We start from the raw sequence: 16,254 nt of genomic DNA on the forward strand, positions 1-16,254 counted from the left end.
CCGTCGCTAAATCATCGAAGGCGCTTCGACCAACGTTCGTTTCAATGGTTCCGCAAAAAACTCTCGCCGGTATCGGCATCGAATAGATGAATCTTCGTGGCGTCGTAGGTCAGTTCGATCCTCTCGCCGCGTCCGACCCGGAGATCGGGAGGCACACGCACGATCAGAACGACTCCGGGCTTGCCGGTTTCATGCGCGATGAGCGACGATGCTTCGTGCGGTCCCGGGTGCGGCAGGACCGGCTGAACATGAAGGTAAAGATCGGCGCCTAGCCACTCCGCCATGACGATCTCGGCCGAAAAAACCGGACCCGGCTGAGGCGCTGCTTCCGGCAGGTAAAAGTGCTCGGGACGGATGCCGACAACGACTGTGCGGTTGCCCAAGCGATCGAGAGGAAAAGATGCCGGCAGGGGGCAAGGCCCCATGGGCAGCAGCAGATTGTTGTCGCCGATCTCGGCATGCAGGAAGTTCATCGCAGGCGAGCCGATGAAGCCGGCCACGAATTCGTTGCGCGGTGTCTCGTATAGCTCCTTCGGCGTCCCGATCTGTTGCACTTCGCCGGCACGCAGCAGCGCCACCCTGTCACCCAGTACCATGGCTTCGGTTTGGTCGTGAGTGACATAAATGGTCGTGATGCCCAGCCGCTGCTGAAGCGCCGCGATTTCGGTACGCATTTGAACACGTAAGCGGGCGTCCAGGTTCGACAAGGGCTCGTCCAGCAAGAACACCTGCGGTCTGCGCACAATCGCCCGTCCCATGGCTACCCGCTGACGCTGCCCGCCCGAGAGATCAGAGGGTTTGCGGTCGAGCAGCGCATCCAGCTGCAGAATGCCTGCAACTTCGTCCACTCGCCGCTTAATTTCGCTCCGAGGCAGTTTGGCCAGCAGCAGCGGAAACGCGATGTTCTCCCGGACGGTCATGTGGGGGTAGAGCGCGTAGCTCTGGAACACCATGGCCATATTGCGGTCCTTGGGATCGAGCTCGTTGATTCTCTTGCCGTCTACCCGGATTTCGCCTTCGGTGATGTCTTCCAGACCAACGATCATATGAAGCAGGGTCGATTTGCCGCAGCCCGACGGCCCCACGAGGATGAAAAACTCTCCGTCTTTCACGGTGAAATTCGCCTTTCTGATCGCCCAGGCACCGCCAGCGAAACGTTTGCTGACATGATCGAGAACGATTTCAGCCACGTTGAGGTCTCCCGCTTATCCTTTGACCGCGCCGGCGGTGAGTCCCGCGATGATCCGGCGTTGAAACACCAGGACCAGCGCGATGACCGGTATCGTGACCACCACGGAAGCGGCGGCAATGGAACCAACCGGCAGTTCGTATTGAGAACTTCCCGTAAAAAACGCGATGGCGACCGGTACGGTGCGGGCGCGATCCGTGGAGGTGAGGGATGCCGCAAACAGAAAGTCGTTCCAGGCGAAGATGAAGACTAGGATGGCCGAAGCGAAAATGCCCGGCGTCACCAGCGGCAGAATGACCAGCCGGAACGCCTGCGACGGCGTAGCGCCGTCGACCCGGGCCGCTTTTTCCAGTTCCCACGGGACCTCGCGGAAAAAAGCCGTCAAGGTCCAAATGGCGAGCGGCAGGGTGAAGCTCAAATAAGGGAGGATGAGTCCGGGCCAGGTATCGAAAAGACGCAGCGTGCGCCAGAGCTCGAACAGAGGGCCGACCACGGAAACCGCGGGAAACATGGCAACGGCGAGCGTGCCGTAAAAAATCCATTGTTTGCCGCGAAATTCGAGCCGAACGATGGCGTAGGCCGCGAAAACGGCGATCAGTATCGATAATGCGGTCGTGATCGAGGCGATCCCTAACGAATTCAAGATCGCCGCTGGGAACTGCGGGTCCGTGAACACTGCGCGGTAGTGTTCCAGACTGAAGGTCTCGGGAAGAAAACGCCCATTGCCGAGCTCGCGGCCCGGTTTAAGCGACAACGACACGATCCAGATCACCGGCAGCAAGGCATACGCAACGGCTAGGATACTTCCCAAGGCACCGGGCAATCCGTCCATGCCTCTCAAGCTCAATCGCATTCGATATCACCTTCCGGCGCGGAGCAAAGGCGTGCCGAAGCCCTTAATGAACAGCAGGGCAATGGCGAGCGCGCACAAAAAAATGAGGACCGACACGGCCGAACCGAGTCCTAAGTTGAGACGGGCGATCAGCGTATTGTAGCCGACCACCGACACCGATTCCGTGCCGTGAGCGCCGCGCGTCAGAACATACACTGCATCGAAGATGCGAAACGCATCCAGGCTGCGGAACAGTAGAGCAACCACGATGGACGGTTTCATCAAGGGCAGGATGATAAGGCGCAAACGTTGCATTGCGGATGCGCCGTCGACCCTGGCTGCCTTGATCACCTCGTCCGGAATGAGGCTCAGTCCTGCGAGCAGGAGGAGCGCCATGAAAGGCGTGGTTTTCCAGATCTCGCTGACAATGATGACGACGAAGGCCGACCAGCGTTGGTTGAGCCAAGCCAGATCGGTGCCGAGTAGGCGGTTGACGAACCCGGTGGTTGGATCGAACGCGAATTTCCAAGCGAGAGCCGCAACCACAGTGATGATGGCGTAAGGCACCAAAACCGCGGATCGCACCGTGCGGCGCCCGAATACGGCTTTATGCATGAGAAGCGCGAGAGCGAATCCAAGCAGCAGTTCGAAAAAGACGGAAACGATCGTAATCAGGAGCGTGTTCCAAAGTGCCTGCCACCAGATTTCCGAGCTCAGAACGCTAAAATAATTGCCAAGACCAACAAACTCCGGCGGAGTCGCGAAGCGGAGATCGTAGCGGTAAAGCGAAAGCTGTACGGCATAGAGAATAGGGTAGGCCGTTACCAAGGCCATGGCGGCTAGGGCAGGGGTGCACAGAAGCCAGCCCTTGAGGTTCCGTGTTCGCTTCATAGTAGCCCTTCCGATCGTATCGCTCGTTGCACGGCTTTTCGCAAGCGCGCTTCATCGCGGTCCGGGTCGATGTCGCGCATGGGATGAAGGGTACGGCTGATGGCGAGGGAAACGTCGGCGTACAGCGGCGTTCGAGGACGCTCCACTGCGTTTTCCAAGGTAGCCCGCAGCACATCCGCGAACGGCAGCCGGCGACGTACGACCGGATCGTCGTAGAGTGCGTGCAACGTAGGCGGGAGTCCGCCCCGTTCGGCGGCGATACGTTGACTGGCCTTGCCGGCGAGACAATCGGCCGCATGGAAAGCGAGTTCGGGATAGCGCGAATAGGTGCTGACGGCCAGATCGATTCCACCGACCGTGACCCGGCTAGGTCGACCGGGTATGACCGCGGGCCAGCGCGCCCAGCCCATGTTCGCTGCGACTTCCGGCGCGTTCTGGAGAGCACTGGGCCAGACGAAGCTGTAATTCAGCATGAAAGTCGAATGGCCGGTTTCGAAAGCCAGCCGCGATTGGTCTTCCCGGCTCGTGGAAAGTCCCGGATCGGCCGCGGGAGACGTCGCCAAGCGCTTCATGATGCTCAGCGCTTTCCGGGTGGGTCCCGGCGCTAGGGAAACCTGGGTGCCATCACCGTCTAAAATCGTGCCGCCGGCCGAGGCGAGCAGGGAAACAAAAAAAACGGTCAAGCCTTCATAACGTTCGCCCTGGACTTGAATTCGACCGTTCACGCCGAGCTTTTCCGCCATATCGATCATTTCGTCCCAGGTTTCCGGCGGCTTCGGGACGCGGTCGGTTCTATACCAGAGCAACTGAGCGTTGGTCGTGAAAGGCGTCGCCCAAAGCACATTCTTATAGGTGGCGGTTTGAACGGCAATCGGGAAGCGCCCTGCGGAAGCGCGCTGTGTCAATCTCATCGGCCACTCCCGTATCCACCCCGCCTCGGCGAATTCGGCAGTCCAGATGACGTCCATTCCGATGATGTCGATGGATTCGTCGCGGGCTGCCAGGCGGCGTGCCAGCTGTTCGCGCTGCTGATCAGCATCGGCCGGCAGGGATACAATGTCGATACGATAACGGTCTCCCGACCGTTCGGTGCAGCGTCGGGCGGCTTCACGGAACGCACCGGACGGTTCGTCGAACACATACCAGGTCAAACGCGGCGGTCCAACGGGCTCCGGACCGCGACAAGACCATCCGAACAGGAAGAGCACTAGAAAAAATAGCCGGCGCAGCGACGTAACGGAGCGTCGCGCCGGAATGCGGACCGGCCGCTTGTCGGCTGGAGAAAACCGTCCCACGCTAGGGGGGTAGACGTCCATCGGGAAGTCCGTTCTCCTGGGCGTTCGATTTTGCGGGTGGCTCGAAGTGGAACATTGGCGCGGGTTTCGTGTCAAGTATGCGCCGAGGTATAAAAAGAGCTTGCAGAAGAGTTGATGAATTTCATGAGTCGATCGCTCAGTGCCGAACGTATGGTCAGTAATTAATTCTAAATTTTATAAGAGGCCAATATGACGGAGCGGACTTAAGTCCGATTTTCCTGAGGTTCTGTATATCGCTCGGACAGCAGTGCGAAACAAATTTGTTACATACTCGATGAGGCTCGGTTTGGCATAAAGTTTTTCTTGCGCGTCTCGCAGCCGAGGAACCGAAATATGTTAGGCTACGTCTTAGCGGTAAGAGCCGCGAGCGCTGTACGCTGTGTGCGGATGGATGAGAAAGCCACGTTCGCTATGATAGGGATAGTTCGAACGCTCGTTGTCTTAACCAGCACTTTATCGAACGAGGCAGCTTGCGGTCCTCTCGCCGGAGACGTTACGACCTTTTTGAGCATCTGCTGATTGCAGGGGAGACCTCGCATCTATGGGTATCTTCGATCATTATCAATCCCGCTATGAAAAAACGCGCGAAGAAGAGTATTCGCTTCAGGAGTATTTAGAAATCTGCCGTAAGGATCCGACGGCCTACGCCAGTCCCGCGGAGCGTATGCTTATCGCCATAGGCGAACCCGAGCTGGTCGACACCCGTCTGGATCCGCGTCTGTCGCGCATCTTTGCCAATAAAGTCATCAAGCGCTATCCGGCTTTTGCCGATTTCTACGGCATGGAAGAAACCATCGAGCAAATCGTGGCGTTTTTCCGCCACGCCGCTCAGGGTTTGGAAGAGCGTAAACAGATTTTGTACTTGCTCGGCCCGGTCGGAGGCGGTAAGTCTTCGCTGGCGGAGAAGTTGAAGCACCTTATGGAGCAGGTGCCTTTTTACGCGATCAAGGGTTCGCCCATCAACGAATCGCCGCTGGGCCTCTTCGATCCAGAGGAGGACGGCCCTATTCTGGAAAGCGAATACGGCATTCCGCGCCGTTACTTCAATACCATCATGTCGCCTTGGGCGGTCAAGCGCCTGCATGAGTACAACGGCGACATCACCAAGTTCCGTGTCGTCAAGATGCGCCCGTCGATATTGGACCAGAGGGCGGTGGCGAAGACCGAGCCGGGCGACGAGAACAATCAGGATATTTCATCGCTGGTCGGCAAGGTCGATATCCGGAAGCTTGAGCGCTACAGCCAGGACGATCCCGATGCGTACAGCTTCTCGGGTGGCCTCTGCCTCGGCAACCGCGGCATCATGGAATTCGTAGAGATGTTCAAGGCGCCGATCAAGGTGCTGCATCCTCTCCTGACCGCGACCCAGGAAGGCAATTACAAGGGTACGGAAGGGCTTTCGGCCATCCCGTTCGAGGGCATCATCATGGCCCATTCGAACGAGTCGGAGTGGCTGCAATTCAAGAATAACAAGAACAACGAGGCCTTTCTCGACCGTGTCTACGTCGTCAAGGTACCTTATTGCTTGAGAGTTTCGGAAGAAATTAAGATTTACGAGAAGCTTTTGATGAACAGCTCACTGGCGAATGCACCTTGCGCGCCGCATACCTTGAAAATGCTGGCGCAATTCGCCGTGCTGTCGCGACTGAAAGAGCCGGAGAACTCGAGCATTTACTCGAAGATGCGGGTCTACGACGGCGAGAATCTGAAGGATACCGACCCCAAGGCGAAGTCGTATCAAGAGTACCGAGATTTCGCGGGCGTGGACGAAGGGATGACCGGGCTTTCCACGCGCTTTGCGTTCAAGATCCTGTCGAAAGTCTTCAACTTCGACCACTCCGAAGTCGCGGCCAACCCTGTTCACCTGCTATACGTGCTTGAGCAGCAGATCCCGCAGGAGCAGTTCCCGCCCGAGATGCAGGAGCGTTATCTGCGCTTCATCAAGGAATTCCTGGTGCCGCGTTATATAGATTTTATCGGCAAGGAAATCCAAACCGCTTATCTGGAGTCGTATTCCGAATACGGGCAGAACATCTTCGATCGTTACGTCACCTATGCCGATTTCTGGATTCAGGATCAGGAGTACCGTGATCCGGACACTGGCGAAAGTTTCGATCGTAGGGCGCTCAACGAGGAGCTCGAAAAAATCGAAAAGCCAGCCGGTATCAGTAATCCCAAGGATTTCCGGAATGAGGTCGTGAACTTCGTGTTGCGCGCGCGCGCCAAGAATGCGGGCAAGAACCCGGCTTGGACCAGCTACGAAAAGCTGCGTGCAGTCATCGAGAAAAAGATGTTCGCCAACACGGAAGAATTGCTGCCGGTGATCTCCTTCAACGCCAAGGCGTCGTTGGACGATCAGAAGAAACATGAGGAGTTCGTGAACCGTATGGTTCAAAAAGGGTACACGCCGAAGCAGGTGCGGCTGTTGTGCGAATGGTATCTCAGGGTACGTAAATCCTCCTAACCGTGCGATAGGTATTCAAGCCCATGAGTCAATTTATAGACCGCCGCTTAAACCCGAAGAACAAAAGCGCTGTTAACCGCCAGCGCTTTCTTCAGCGCTTTCGCGGTCAGATTCGCAAGGCCGTGGCTGACGCCGTCGCGAGGCGTTCGGTAACGGACGTGGAACGCGGCGAAAAGATTCAGATTCCGACCAAGGATATTTCGGAACCGACCTTTCGGCATGGCTATGGTGGGCGGCGGGAAATCGTCCAACCCGGCAACAAGGAGTTCATCGCGGGCGACAAAGTGCCTCGTCCGGAAAGCGGCGAAGGGGGCTCGGGCAACCGTGCCAGCGATTCCGGCGAGGGCATGGACGACTTCGTGTTCGAACTGTCGCGCGAGGAGTTTTTGGAATTCATCTTCGAGGATCTCGAACTGCCCAACATGGTGAAGCGACAACTGGCGACGGAATCCACGTTCAGGAGCCAGCATGCGGGATTTACTACCGACGGATCGCCTTCGAATCTTCACGTCATCCGCTCGATGCGCGAAGCCTTGGCTCGACGCACGGCCCTGCGGGCTCCATCTGTCCAACGGAAAAGGGAACTGGAAAAAGAACTCGAGGCATTGCTGAATGGCGGAGAACCCGACGAGGAACGCATCACCGCCCTGAAAGAAGAGATTGCATTGTTGGAGCATAAGATTCGGGCGGTACCGTTTCTCGATACTTTCGACCTTCGCTACCGGAACCGTATTCAGGTCCCCAAGCCCAGCACCCAGGCTGTGATGTTCTGCCTCATGGACGTGTCCGGTTCCATGGATGAGGTGAAAAAGAACCTCGCGAAACGTTTCTTTCTGTTGCTGTACTTGTTTCTGACGCGGAATTACGAGAAAACAGACGTGGTTTTCATTCGCCATCATACGGTGGCGCTAGAGGTGGACGAACAGGATTTCTTCTATTCCAGGGAAACGGGCGGAACCGTGGTATCGAGCGCGCTCGAGCTGATGAAGGAGATTATCCGCGAGCGCTACCCGTCAAGCGACTGGAACATTTACGGCGCCCAGGCGTCGGACGGCGACAACTGGCCCGAGGATTCGACGAATTGCTCACGCTTGCTGATCGAGGACATCATGCCGAGCGTGCAGTATTACGCCTACATCGAAATTAACAACCATGAGCCCCACAGCCTCTGGATGGAATACGAAAAAGTGGCGGAATACTGGCCGAACTTTGCTATGCAGCCGATTTACAGCGCTGCGGACATTTATCCGGTCTTTCGAGAACTCTTCAAGAAGCAGCAGGCATGAGCCGCAAACCTCTTTCCGAAGGCTCCGAGTGGACTTTCGAGCTCCTTCAGAGCTATGACACCGAGATTGCCCGAATCGCGGCGGATTTCGGTTTGGACACATATCCTAACCAAATCGAGATCATTACCTCGGAACAGATGATGGACTGCTATTCGAGCACGGGCATGCCGGTGTTTTACCCGCATTGGTCCTTCGGCAAGCAGTTTTTGACTGTCGAGAAAAACTATCGGCGGGGTCACATGGGACTGGCCTATGAACTGGTCATCAATTCCAACCCATGTATCGCCTATCTCATGGAAGAAAACAGCATGACGATGCAGGCACTGGTCATCGCGCACGCCTGCTACGGCCACAATTCTTTCTTCAAAAATAATTATTTGTTCAAGACCTGGACCAATGCCGACGCCATCATCGATTATTTAGTGTTCGCCCGCAATTACGTCGCCGAGTGCGAAGAGCGCTATGGCGTCGCAGCCGTGGAGGAATTGTTGGATTCCTGCCATGCCCTAATGAACTATGGCGTGGACCGTTATCGCCGCCCTCCGCCGCTTTCGGTAAACGAGGAGAAGCACAGGCAGAAGGAGCGGGAGGAATATCTTCAGTCGCAGATCAACGATCTGTGGCTACGCACGGTTCCGAAAAAGGAAACCTATTTTCAGGAGCAGCCCCAGCATTTTCCGCCGGAGCCTGAGGAAAATCTTCTTTATTTCTTTGAGAAAAACGCGCCGCTCCTGGAGCCTTGGCAGCGGGAAATCATTCGAATCGTCCGGAAGATCGCGCAGTATCTCTACCCTCAGCGCCAGACCAAGGTGATGAACGAGGGTTGGGCGACGTTCTGGCATTACACTATTCTGAACCGGCTCTACGACGAAGGATTGGTTACCGACGGCTTCATGCTGGAATTCCTGCAGTCGCATACCAACGTCATCTACCAACCGCCGTATTACAGCAATCATTTTTCCGGCATCAATCCGTACGCCTTGGGATTCGCCATGATGAGCGACATCCGGCGGATCTGCGAGAACCCAACTGAGGAGGACCGTAAATGGTTCCCTGAACTGGCCGGCAGCGACTGGATCAAGGCGCTGGATTTCGCCATGCGCAACTTCAAGGACGAGAGTTTCATCGCGCAATACCTCTCACCCAAGGTCATTCGGGATTTCAAGCTGTTCAGCGTGCTGGACGACGATTTGAACGATGAACTGGAAATCACCCATATTCATGACGAGGACGGCTACCGAGCCGTTCGCCAGGTGCTTTCGGATCAATACAACCTCGGCAACCTGGAGCCCAGCATTCAGGTCTACCGGGTAGACACCCGTGGAGACCGGTCGCTGACCCTGCGACACTATCAGCATCACCGCAGGCCTTTGGGAGACAGTACCAACGAAATGTTGCGGCACGTGCGCCGGCTGTGGGGATTTAAGACGAGGCTCGAATCGGTAGACGAGAAAGGGCGGGTTCAGAAAACTTACGAATGTGATTGATCTCGGCCGTGCTTAGGCGGCCGGGAGGTCATGAGTTGTCGAGAATACTCCAGACTGGCCGATCCGAAAGGTTGCTCGAGCCGCCGATTCGGTTGTGGGGGTGGCTACGGCGTTGAGCGATTCTCGAAGCTCTACCGGGTATAACGACGTGACACCGAAGACCCATCTGGATGATCTCCACCTGCTCATAAAGCTTTTGCCCCCTGAGCTTCAGACCTCCCTCGCACTGCAGCCGAAAGGGGATTTACTCGAGATCATCCTGGATTTGGGGCGTGTGCCCCAGGCCCGCTATCCCGATGCCGCGCTGAATTTATCGAGTCGACCGGTAACCCGGAAAGACCTCGATACCGTCATTGGCGCGGTGGGAGAATTCGGCGCGGACAACCGCGCTGGCATCGAAGGGACTTTGCACCGCATCTCGGCGATCCGCAACCGGCGCAGCCAGATCATCGGCTTGACCTTGCGCGTAGGGCGTGCGGTATACGGAACCATAGACCTGATTCGGGATATCGTCGAAAGCGGCAAGAACATCTTGCTGCTCGGCCGGCCCGGTGTCGGGAAGACGACGAAGCTGCGAGAAGTTGCGCGGGTGCTGGCCGATGATTTCGGTAAGCGCGTAATCGTAATCGACACATCCAACGAGATCGGCGGCGACGGCGATGTTCCGCACCCGGCCATCGGTAGTGCCCGGCGAATGATGGTGGCTCACCCGGACCGGCAGCATGCGGTGATGATCGAGGCGGTGGAGAACCACATGCCGGAAGTGATCATCGTCGATGAAATCGGCACGGCTACCGAAGCGATGGCCGCACGCACCATAGCCGAACGGGGTGTGCAGCTGATCGGCACGGCTCACGGCAACATTCTGGAGAATTTGGTTCTGAATCCCACTCTGTCCGATTTGGTTGGCGGTGTGCAAACGGTCACTCTGAGTGACGAAGAGGCCCGCCTCCGGGGCACGCAAAAAACCGTTAACGAGCGGAAAGCTCCGCCCACTTTCGATATCGTCGTGGAAATTACCGCCAGGGACGAAGTAATCGTGCATCCAGACACAGCTCAGGCGGTCGATGCCATTCTGAGCGGCGTACAGCCCAAGGGCGTGCGCCGCGGAGGAGCGTCTCCTGTTCAGGCGCCGATGCCCCCGGCTGAATCGGAACTCGCCAATGAAACCGTGAAGGATGTTTTATTTATCCGCTCGGAGCGCCAAAGCCCGGTTCGCATCTACGCTTACGCGCTTAGCCGCGACTCGGTGGAACGCGTGATACGGGACCTTCAGTTGAAGGCGCGCACCGTGAAATACCCGGACCAGGCTGATTTGATCGTAACGCTGAGGTCGCGGGAAGACGACGCCAGCCTACAACGCATTGCTCAGGCCGCCCATGTGCCCGTCTTCTCGGTCAAGAAAAACACGACTGCTCAGATCCGGCAGCTCCTACGCGGTTTGTTCCATATCGTGCCCGGCGACAAACAGGACGAGATCGGGGAAATGGTGCGCGAGACCGAGCGTGCGGTACAACAGGTCAAGGCCGAAGGCGTCGTGGCGGAACTCGCGCCCCGGTCAGCGGCCTTGCGTCAGATGCAACACCGTATCGTCACCCGCCATGGCTTGATCGCCGAAAGCATAGGGAGTGAACCGAACCGTCATTTGGTGATCTACCCTATGTAATACTCTTTAATTTAATTTAAATTGGCTTATGGCCGCCGGCTTGGCGATCGTCGTTTGCACATCCGCGGGAAGTGACGAAAAGAAGGGACTGGAAACACGGCTCAAGGCATTTTTCGCTTCGCGCAACCGAGATTTGCACATTGCGGTCGCGAATAGAGGCGATGAAGTTTCCGACCTCGCTCGGCATGCTCTCGCCGAGAATGCCGACCCGATCGCGGCTGGTGGTGGGGACGGTACGATCAATGCCGTCGCCTCCGTGCTCGCAGGGACGGGAAAGACGCTAGGCATATTGCCGCTCGGTACTCTCAATCATTTTGCCAAGGATCTCGGAATTCCATTGGGTTTGGAACAAGCCGCAGAAGTGCTTGTCGACGGCAGGGTCGCACAGGTCGACGTTGGAGAGGTTAACGGCAGGATTTTCGTCAACAATTCCAGCCTGGGGCTGTATCCTAGCATCGTCCACGGCCGGGAGTCTTTGCAAGACCGGCTCGAATACGGCAAATGGCCCGCATTTCTCTGGGCAACAGCGTCGGTTCTGCGCCGCTATTCGATCCTGGAGGCCCGATTGCACGTCGATGGTCGAGAATTCGTGCGACACACGCCTTTCATTTTCGTCGGGAACAACCGCTACCAGGTCGAAGGATTCAACATTGGAGCGCGGTCCGTGCTCGATTCCGGTTGGTTGTGGTTGTACACCACGCGAGAAATCGGCCGTCTTGGGCTCCTAAAATTCGGGTTTCGCGCACTCTTGAGGAGCCTGCGCAAGGACAAGGATTTCGACATGATGCGGACCAAGGAGGTCATCATCGACACGGGGCACGAACACCGGCTTCGGGTTGCAACCGACGGCGAGGTAACTGTCATGCGGACCCCACTCCATTACCGCATTCGCCCGGGCGCGCTGCGGGTGATGGTGCCAAAGAAGAAGACGGAATCGGGCAAAAGCAAAAGCTCGGTTGCGAGCTAGTTCTCTGCCGCAAGCCGTTCGTCGAGGCGTAGTGCGGCGCGTATGCGAACCATCGTTCATCTTTCAGATCTACATTTTGGTCGCGTCGATTATGGTCTCGTCGATCCGCTGATCGATGCCATTCGGGAAATCCGGCCCGATTTGGTCGCGGTATCAGGTGATCTCACCCAGCGCGCGCGAACCGCTCAGTTCATCGAAGCCCGTCGTTTCCTCGACGCATTGCCAAAGCCGCTGATCGCGGTGCCCGGCAACCACGACGTACCACTTTATAATCCGCTGGCCCGTTTTTTGTATCCTCTCGTGAAATATCGCCGCTATATCAGCAAGAATCTCGAACCTTTCTACGGCGATGAGCAGATGGCTGTGGTCGGCGTCAACACTGCGCGCTCGCTGACCATCAAAAACGGACGGATCAATCGACGCCAGTTGGACCGAATACGGGATCGCCTGTGCGATTATCCCGACGCGGTAATCAAGATCGTGCTAACCCATCATCCGTTCGACCTACCCAAGAACTCTCGTGAAAGTGATTTGGTTGGGCGGGCCCGGATTGCCATGGAAGCGCTCGCAAGCTGCGGCGTGGACATCTTCTTGGCGGGGCATCTGCATGTGAGTCATGCGGCGCATACCGGGGAGCGTTATCGGATCGTGGGGTACAGGGCGCTCGTGATCAGTGCCGGAACTGCGCTCTCCATACGTACGCGCGGGGAAAACAACGCGTTCAACGTGCTTCGCATTGAACATCCTAAAGTCGGTTTGGAACGCTACACCTGGCAGCCGGAAAACGGGCGGTTCATCCCGTCTGTCGCGGAATCGTTCGAACGTCGAGCAGACGGCTGGATGCGAATTGCCAATGAAGCGCTTCACAGCAGCGACTGATAGCGGATGCGCATTTCTCCGCTAGCGGCGGCCGTTTGAACAGCCAAGATTTTGTCAACGGCTATTGCTTTACGCGGATATCGTTCTTGACGAATCGGACGCCGGCGACATCTCGGGCGATCGCTTCGGCGCGTTGTTTTTCGGAAGCGGTGTTGACGAAACCGCTGAGCTGGACCGTGCCTTTGAAAGTTTCGACCTGGATATCCAGTCCTTTAACGACTTCGTCTTGCAAGAGGGCGGTTTTTACCTTTGTGGTAACAGCCATGTCGTCGAGATATTCGCCGGTACTTTCGCGGGTTCTCGAGCCGGCGCAGGCGGCAATCATGGCGACTAATGCCAGGACGAGAAACTGCCTACCTTTCATAATTTCTCCTTCGATTGATTGCAAGGTCGACGCACCGGAAACGGTGTTCGAACCGGCACTCGGGGCATGAGCGTGAAACAGGCATTCTTATGTCGGAAACGGACGTCAGCAGAAACGGCAGTCGGTTATTCTTGCCGTGTCACGAGAGGCGTAAACGTGACTAGAGGAAGGGAGGAAGAAAAACGGAACGTCCGTGTTCCCAACGATACATCCCAGCCAAATTCGGATCAGTCCAGTTACATGCGGAGCATTCCACTTCCATGTCGGGCATCCCTAACCCGAAGCTACGAAGCGTCCGGTATCCATTGGACACTCCAAATCCCTTCGCAACATCCCGTTGCGTTTTGGAACATCCTGTTCCCGGCGATATCCCTAAGTCCGTTCGCCGCAATTCATCCTACGGGAACCTTCCTGTTCCGTACCCAAGATTGTCTCGGGTGGTCATATTTAATCTCACCGTCTCCAAGTTAAATATACGTAAATTTCCGTACGTTCCATGACAAAATGGTCGCGGCATTGTTGCCGGAGAACGTTGGCAGAGTTCTCGTCGCGATAGGCGGCTTGCTGGACTGGATGGGATCAGTCCGATCGACAAGCTCAGGAGCGGCTTATTCTGGCCTACATACGCTTTTATTAGAAATGGAATCAATTAACCGACACCTGGGCTGAAACCGGGCCGATGGTTTCGGGTACAAGAGCGCGCCAATCGACCATTAGGCATGAGTTGTGAACAAAATCGACTCATTTCGAGTCTCTTTTTATACAGGTCTGAATTGAATCATCGGGCTTTTCTGCCTCCCCCACTCTAAACCCATGGCGGTATCGGGTTTGCTTCATAAGCGTTTCACGAGAGCCGGAGGCATTTGCTGACAATCGCTCCTCCTGTCGAAGGGATAACAAGGGCCTGCCCCGTTCATGGGCAGGAAACTCATATTGGAATAGTGAGGAAAGACTTATGGAGAGAGTCACCCTTAGCACCCGGACAATCACTCGCTTATTTCTGTCACTTACAGTGTTCAGCTTGGCGGCGTCTGCCAATGATTCCCATCAGACCGGCAAATCGGCAGAGTCCGACATAGCCTCCCAATTGGAGCGCGACCACATTGTCCGAAATGCCGTGCAGATGGTTAACCAAGGAAGAGAAATTTTTCGCTTCGATACTTTTGGCGACGAACAATTCTGGGGTGATGCGCTTCAATTGCATAAAGCAATCGAGGGGGAACGCTTCGGCGGAATCGGTAATGGACTGACGCCGCAACAAGCCCTGGACTTGGGGCTAAAGGTTGACGTAGAGGCGCTGCCGGATTCAGTCGTTCAGCAACTCGAACAGGGGGCGGTCGATTTGGACGATGTCGCGGTTACGCTGGCTCTGATCAAGCAGGATGCGGTATTGGGTGTCAAAGGCACGTTCAACGACGATGGATCGCTCAAATCCGTGGGACTCACCTGTGCTCTTTGTCACTCCACCGTCAATGATTCGCTCGCTCCGGGCGTCGGCGAGCGCTTGGACGGCTGGGCGAATCGCGACCTCAACGTCGGAGCCATCATTGCCTTCGCTCCGAACCTACAACCGATCGTAGATTTGCTGAGAATCGTTCACCCCAACATTACCGACTCAGAAGTTCGCGACGTGCTACGGAGCTGGGGACCCGGCAAATTCGACGCGGAACTCCTGCTCGACGGTAAGGCATTCACGCCGGAAGGCAAGCCGGCTGCCACGCTCCTTCCGAACGCCTTTGGGCTTGCAGGCTACAATCAACACACTTGGACCGGCGACTGGGGTACGGTGACCTACTGGAATGCGTTTGTAGCCGTATTGGAACTGCGCGGAGTCGGCACCTTCTTTGATCCTCGGCTGGATGATGCCGATAAATATCCGATCGCCGCTGCGGAAAAATTTGGCCACATATTCGTCGATCCGAAAGAGGACCAAGTTACTCCCAAGCTGCCGGCGCTTCATGTCTATCAGCTAGCCTTGTCCGCACCCAAGCCCAAAGCTGGCGTGGACTTCGATGCAGGGGCGGCCGAACGGGGGAGCGAACTGTTCCGCGACAAAGCCAAGTGCGCAAGTTGTCATGTGGAGCCGCTGTGGACCGAGCCGGGCTGGAATCTGCACACACCGGAAGAGATGAAGATCGATGGTTTTCAGGCGAATCGTGCTCCCGGAAACGCCTACAAGACGATGAACCTCGCCGGAATTTTTGTGCGTGAACGAGGCCTTTACATGCGACCGGAGAATAAAGGACGTTTTTACCATGACGGTCGATTCAAAACCTTGATGGATGTTGTGGACAGTTACAACGAGCGCTTTGATTTGGGACTAAACGGTCGGGAAAAACGCGATTTGGTTGAGTATCTGAAATCGTTGTAACGATACGGTCAGCACATCGAACGGGGCGGATCAGCGGAGCCATTGGCCGCTCCGTTCGCAGTAGGGGACAGGCGTGTTAACCAATGCCGTCATGAGGCTATCCCGGTCGGTCATAACAAAACGATTTACAGTGGGTTAGCTGCTGGCCTTCATCGCTGAAGCCCGATGGTGGCCAATTTTGGGCTACGGTCGGGGAATGTCCACAGGGCCAATAATGCCCTGCAATTTCTCGAATCCACCCTGCACCACCTCGGGGAGATCATCGTGGGCTTTTTGCGGGCGAATTGTGGGTTCTTCGACGAGGATTTCCTGGCGGCTCTGGAGTACAAGCGTATCGCTTACATCATCGCCGCACGGCTGACGCAGCCCGTGCAACGAGCCCTCTATAGCGCCATGGGCTGGTGGGCACTGGTGCCCGGCCTGGAACTAACCCGGATATTTCATCAGCTCCTTTTCTCGGGCAGGAGTAATGGGGCGGTTGGGTCAACGGCATGCGACTAGGGAAGGCGATCGGGCAAAAACGAAGGGATTTCTGAACAATA

Annotated in this window: 14 protein-coding genes; 8 read left to right on the forward strand and 6 right to left on the reverse strand. The window is 56.4% G+C overall.

Annotation, left to right across the window (positions count from 1 at the left end):
* Positions 1-41: 41 nt before the first annotated feature.
* From QEN43_RS03700 to QEN43_RS03715, 4 genes are read right to left on the reverse strand one after another with little or no spacing between them, the layout of a single operon-like run.
* On the reverse strand, positions 42-1,190 hold the full coding sequence (locus QEN43_RS03700; RefSeq protein WP_026612015.1) for an ABC transporter ATP-binding protein: 1,149 nt from the start codon (positions 1,188-1,190) through the stop codon (positions 42-44).
* Between the two features lie 15 nt (positions 1,191-1,205).
* Complete coding sequence (locus QEN43_RS03705) at positions 1,206-2,042, reverse strand: carbohydrate ABC transporter permease (protein ID WP_051332058.1); 837 nt, start codon at positions 2,040-2,042, stop codon at positions 1,206-1,208.
* Positions 2,043-2,048: 6 nt separating this feature from the next.
* Entirely contained in the window at positions 2,049-2,912 is an 864-nt protein-coding gene (locus QEN43_RS03710; RefSeq protein WP_026612017.1) for a carbohydrate ABC transporter permease, read from the reverse strand.
* Positions 2,909-4,228, reverse strand: coding sequence for an ABC transporter substrate-binding protein (locus tag QEN43_RS03715; RefSeq protein ID WP_317963709.1), 1,320 nt, complete (start codon positions 4,226-4,228; stop codon positions 2,909-2,911). The genes QEN43_RS03710 and QEN43_RS03715 overlap by 4 nt, the downstream gene beginning before the upstream one ends.
* 541 nt (positions 4,229-4,769) lie before the next feature.
* On the opposite strand from QEN43_RS03715, the gene QEN43_RS03720 reads away from it, so the two are divergent.
* From QEN43_RS03720 to QEN43_RS03745, 6 genes are all read left to right on the forward strand, one after another.
* A complete protein-coding gene (locus QEN43_RS03720) occupies positions 4,770-6,692 on the forward strand; it encodes a PrkA family serine protein kinase (RefSeq protein WP_026612019.1) in 1,923 nt (640 codons plus the stop codon).
* 23 nt (positions 6,693-6,715) lie between these two features.
* Positions 6,716-7,978, forward strand: a complete 1,263-nt coding sequence (locus tag QEN43_RS03725) for a YeaH/YhbH family protein (protein WP_026612020.1) — start codon at positions 6,716-6,718, stop codon at positions 7,976-7,978.
* Complete coding sequence (locus QEN43_RS03730; RefSeq protein ID WP_026612021.1) at positions 7,975-9,465, forward strand: SpoVR family protein; 1,491 nt, start codon at positions 7,975-7,977, stop codon at positions 9,463-9,465. The genes QEN43_RS03725 and QEN43_RS03730 overlap by 4 nt, the downstream gene beginning before the upstream one ends.
* 148 nt (positions 9,466-9,613) lie before the next feature.
* Positions 9,614-11,131, forward strand: coding sequence for a R3H domain-containing nucleic acid-binding protein (locus QEN43_RS03735; protein ID WP_026612022.1), 1,518 nt, complete (start codon positions 9,614-9,616; stop codon positions 11,129-11,131).
* Positions 11,132-11,159: 28 nt separating this feature from the next.
* Positions 11,160-12,098 (forward strand): diacylglycerol/lipid kinase family protein, encoded by a 939-nt coding sequence (locus QEN43_RS03740; protein ID WP_036269324.1) that lies wholly within the window; start codon positions 11,160-11,162, stop codon positions 12,096-12,098.
* A gap of 42 nt (positions 12,099-12,140) precedes the next feature.
* Positions 12,141-12,977 carry a metallophosphoesterase family protein gene (locus QEN43_RS03745; protein ID WP_026612023.1) on the forward strand — a complete coding sequence of 279 codons (837 nt, stop codon included), beginning with the start codon at positions 12,141-12,143 and terminating at the stop codon, positions 12,975-12,977.
* Between the two features lie 61 nt (positions 12,978-13,038).
* Here the strand turns inward: QEN43_RS03745 and QEN43_RS03750 are convergent, their stop codons facing one another.
* Both QEN43_RS03750 and QEN43_RS03755 read right to left on the reverse strand, forming a co-directional pair.
* A complete protein-coding gene (locus QEN43_RS03750) occupies positions 13,039-13,341 on the reverse strand; it encodes a BON domain-containing protein (RefSeq protein WP_026612024.1) in 303 nt (100 codons plus the stop codon).
* 1,003 nt (positions 13,342-14,344) lie between these two features.
* Positions 14,345-14,545 carry a hypothetical protein gene (locus QEN43_RS03755; RefSeq protein ID WP_317963710.1) on the reverse strand — a complete coding sequence of 67 codons (201 nt, stop codon included), beginning with the start codon at positions 14,543-14,545 and terminating at the stop codon, positions 14,345-14,347.
* On the opposite strand from QEN43_RS03755, the gene QEN43_RS03760 reads away from it, so the two are divergent.
* Positions 14,540-15,712: a hypothetical protein gene (locus QEN43_RS03760; protein WP_317963711.1), complete on the forward strand. Its 1,173-nt coding sequence runs from the start codon at positions 14,540-14,542 to the stop codon at positions 15,710-15,712. The two genes, QEN43_RS03755 and QEN43_RS03760, sit on opposite strands and share 6 nt — an antisense overlap.
* A gap of 165 nt (positions 15,713-15,877) precedes the next feature.
* A complete protein-coding gene (locus tag QEN43_RS03765) occupies positions 15,878-16,213 on the forward strand; it encodes a hypothetical protein (protein ID WP_026612026.1) in 336 nt (111 codons plus the stop codon).
* The last annotated feature ends 41 nt before the right edge of the window (positions 16,214-16,254 follow it).

Origin of the sequence: Methylocaldum szegediense, from assembly GCF_949769195.1 — a bacterium.
GTDB lineage: Bacteria > Pseudomonadota > Gammaproteobacteria > Methylococcales > Methylococcaceae > Methylocaldum > Methylocaldum szegediense.

What these genes read in the sequence shown, in the direction of transcription:
- QEN43_RS03705 (WP_051332058.1), bottom strand. Translation starts at nt 2,042, where the DNA reads ATGCGATTGAGCTTGAGAGGCATGGACGGATTGCCCGGTGCCTTGGGA.
- QEN43_RS03710 (WP_026612017.1), bottom strand. Translation starts at nt 2,912, where the DNA reads ATGAAGCGAACACGGAACCTCAAGGGCTGGCTTCTGTGCACCCCTGCC.
- QEN43_RS03715 (WP_317963709.1), bottom strand. Translation starts at nt 4,228, where the DNA reads ATGGACGTCTACCCCCCTAGCGTGGGACGGTTTTCTCCAGCCGACAAG.
- QEN43_RS03720 (WP_026612019.1), top strand. Translation starts at nt 4,770, where the DNA reads ATGGGTATCTTCGATCATTATCAATCCCGCTATGAAAAAACGCGCGAA.
- QEN43_RS03725 (WP_026612020.1), top strand. Translation starts at nt 6,716, where the DNA reads ATGAGTCAATTTATAGACCGCCGCTTAAACCCGAAGAACAAAAGCGCT.
- QEN43_RS03730 (WP_026612021.1), top strand. Translation starts at nt 7,975, where the DNA reads ATGAGCCGCAAACCTCTTTCCGAAGGCTCCGAGTGGACTTTCGAGCTC.
- QEN43_RS03740 (WP_036269324.1), top strand. Translation starts at nt 11,160, where the DNA reads ATGGCCGCCGGCTTGGCGATCGTCGTTTGCACATCCGCGGGAAGTGAC.
- QEN43_RS03745 (WP_026612023.1), top strand. Translation starts at nt 12,141, where the DNA reads ATGCGAACCATCGTTCATCTTTCAGATCTACATTTTGGTCGCGTCGAT.
- QEN43_RS03750 (WP_026612024.1), bottom strand. Translation starts at nt 13,341, where the DNA reads ATGAAAGGTAGGCAGTTTCTCGTCCTGGCATTAGTCGCCATGATTGCC.
- QEN43_RS03755 (WP_317963710.1), bottom strand. Translation starts at nt 14,545, where the DNA reads ATGCAATTGAAGCGCATCACCCCAGAATTGTTCGTCGCCAAAAGTATC.
- QEN43_RS03765 (WP_026612026.1), top strand. Translation starts at nt 15,878, where the DNA reads ATGGTGGCCAATTTTGGGCTACGGTCGGGGAATGTCCACAGGGCCAAT.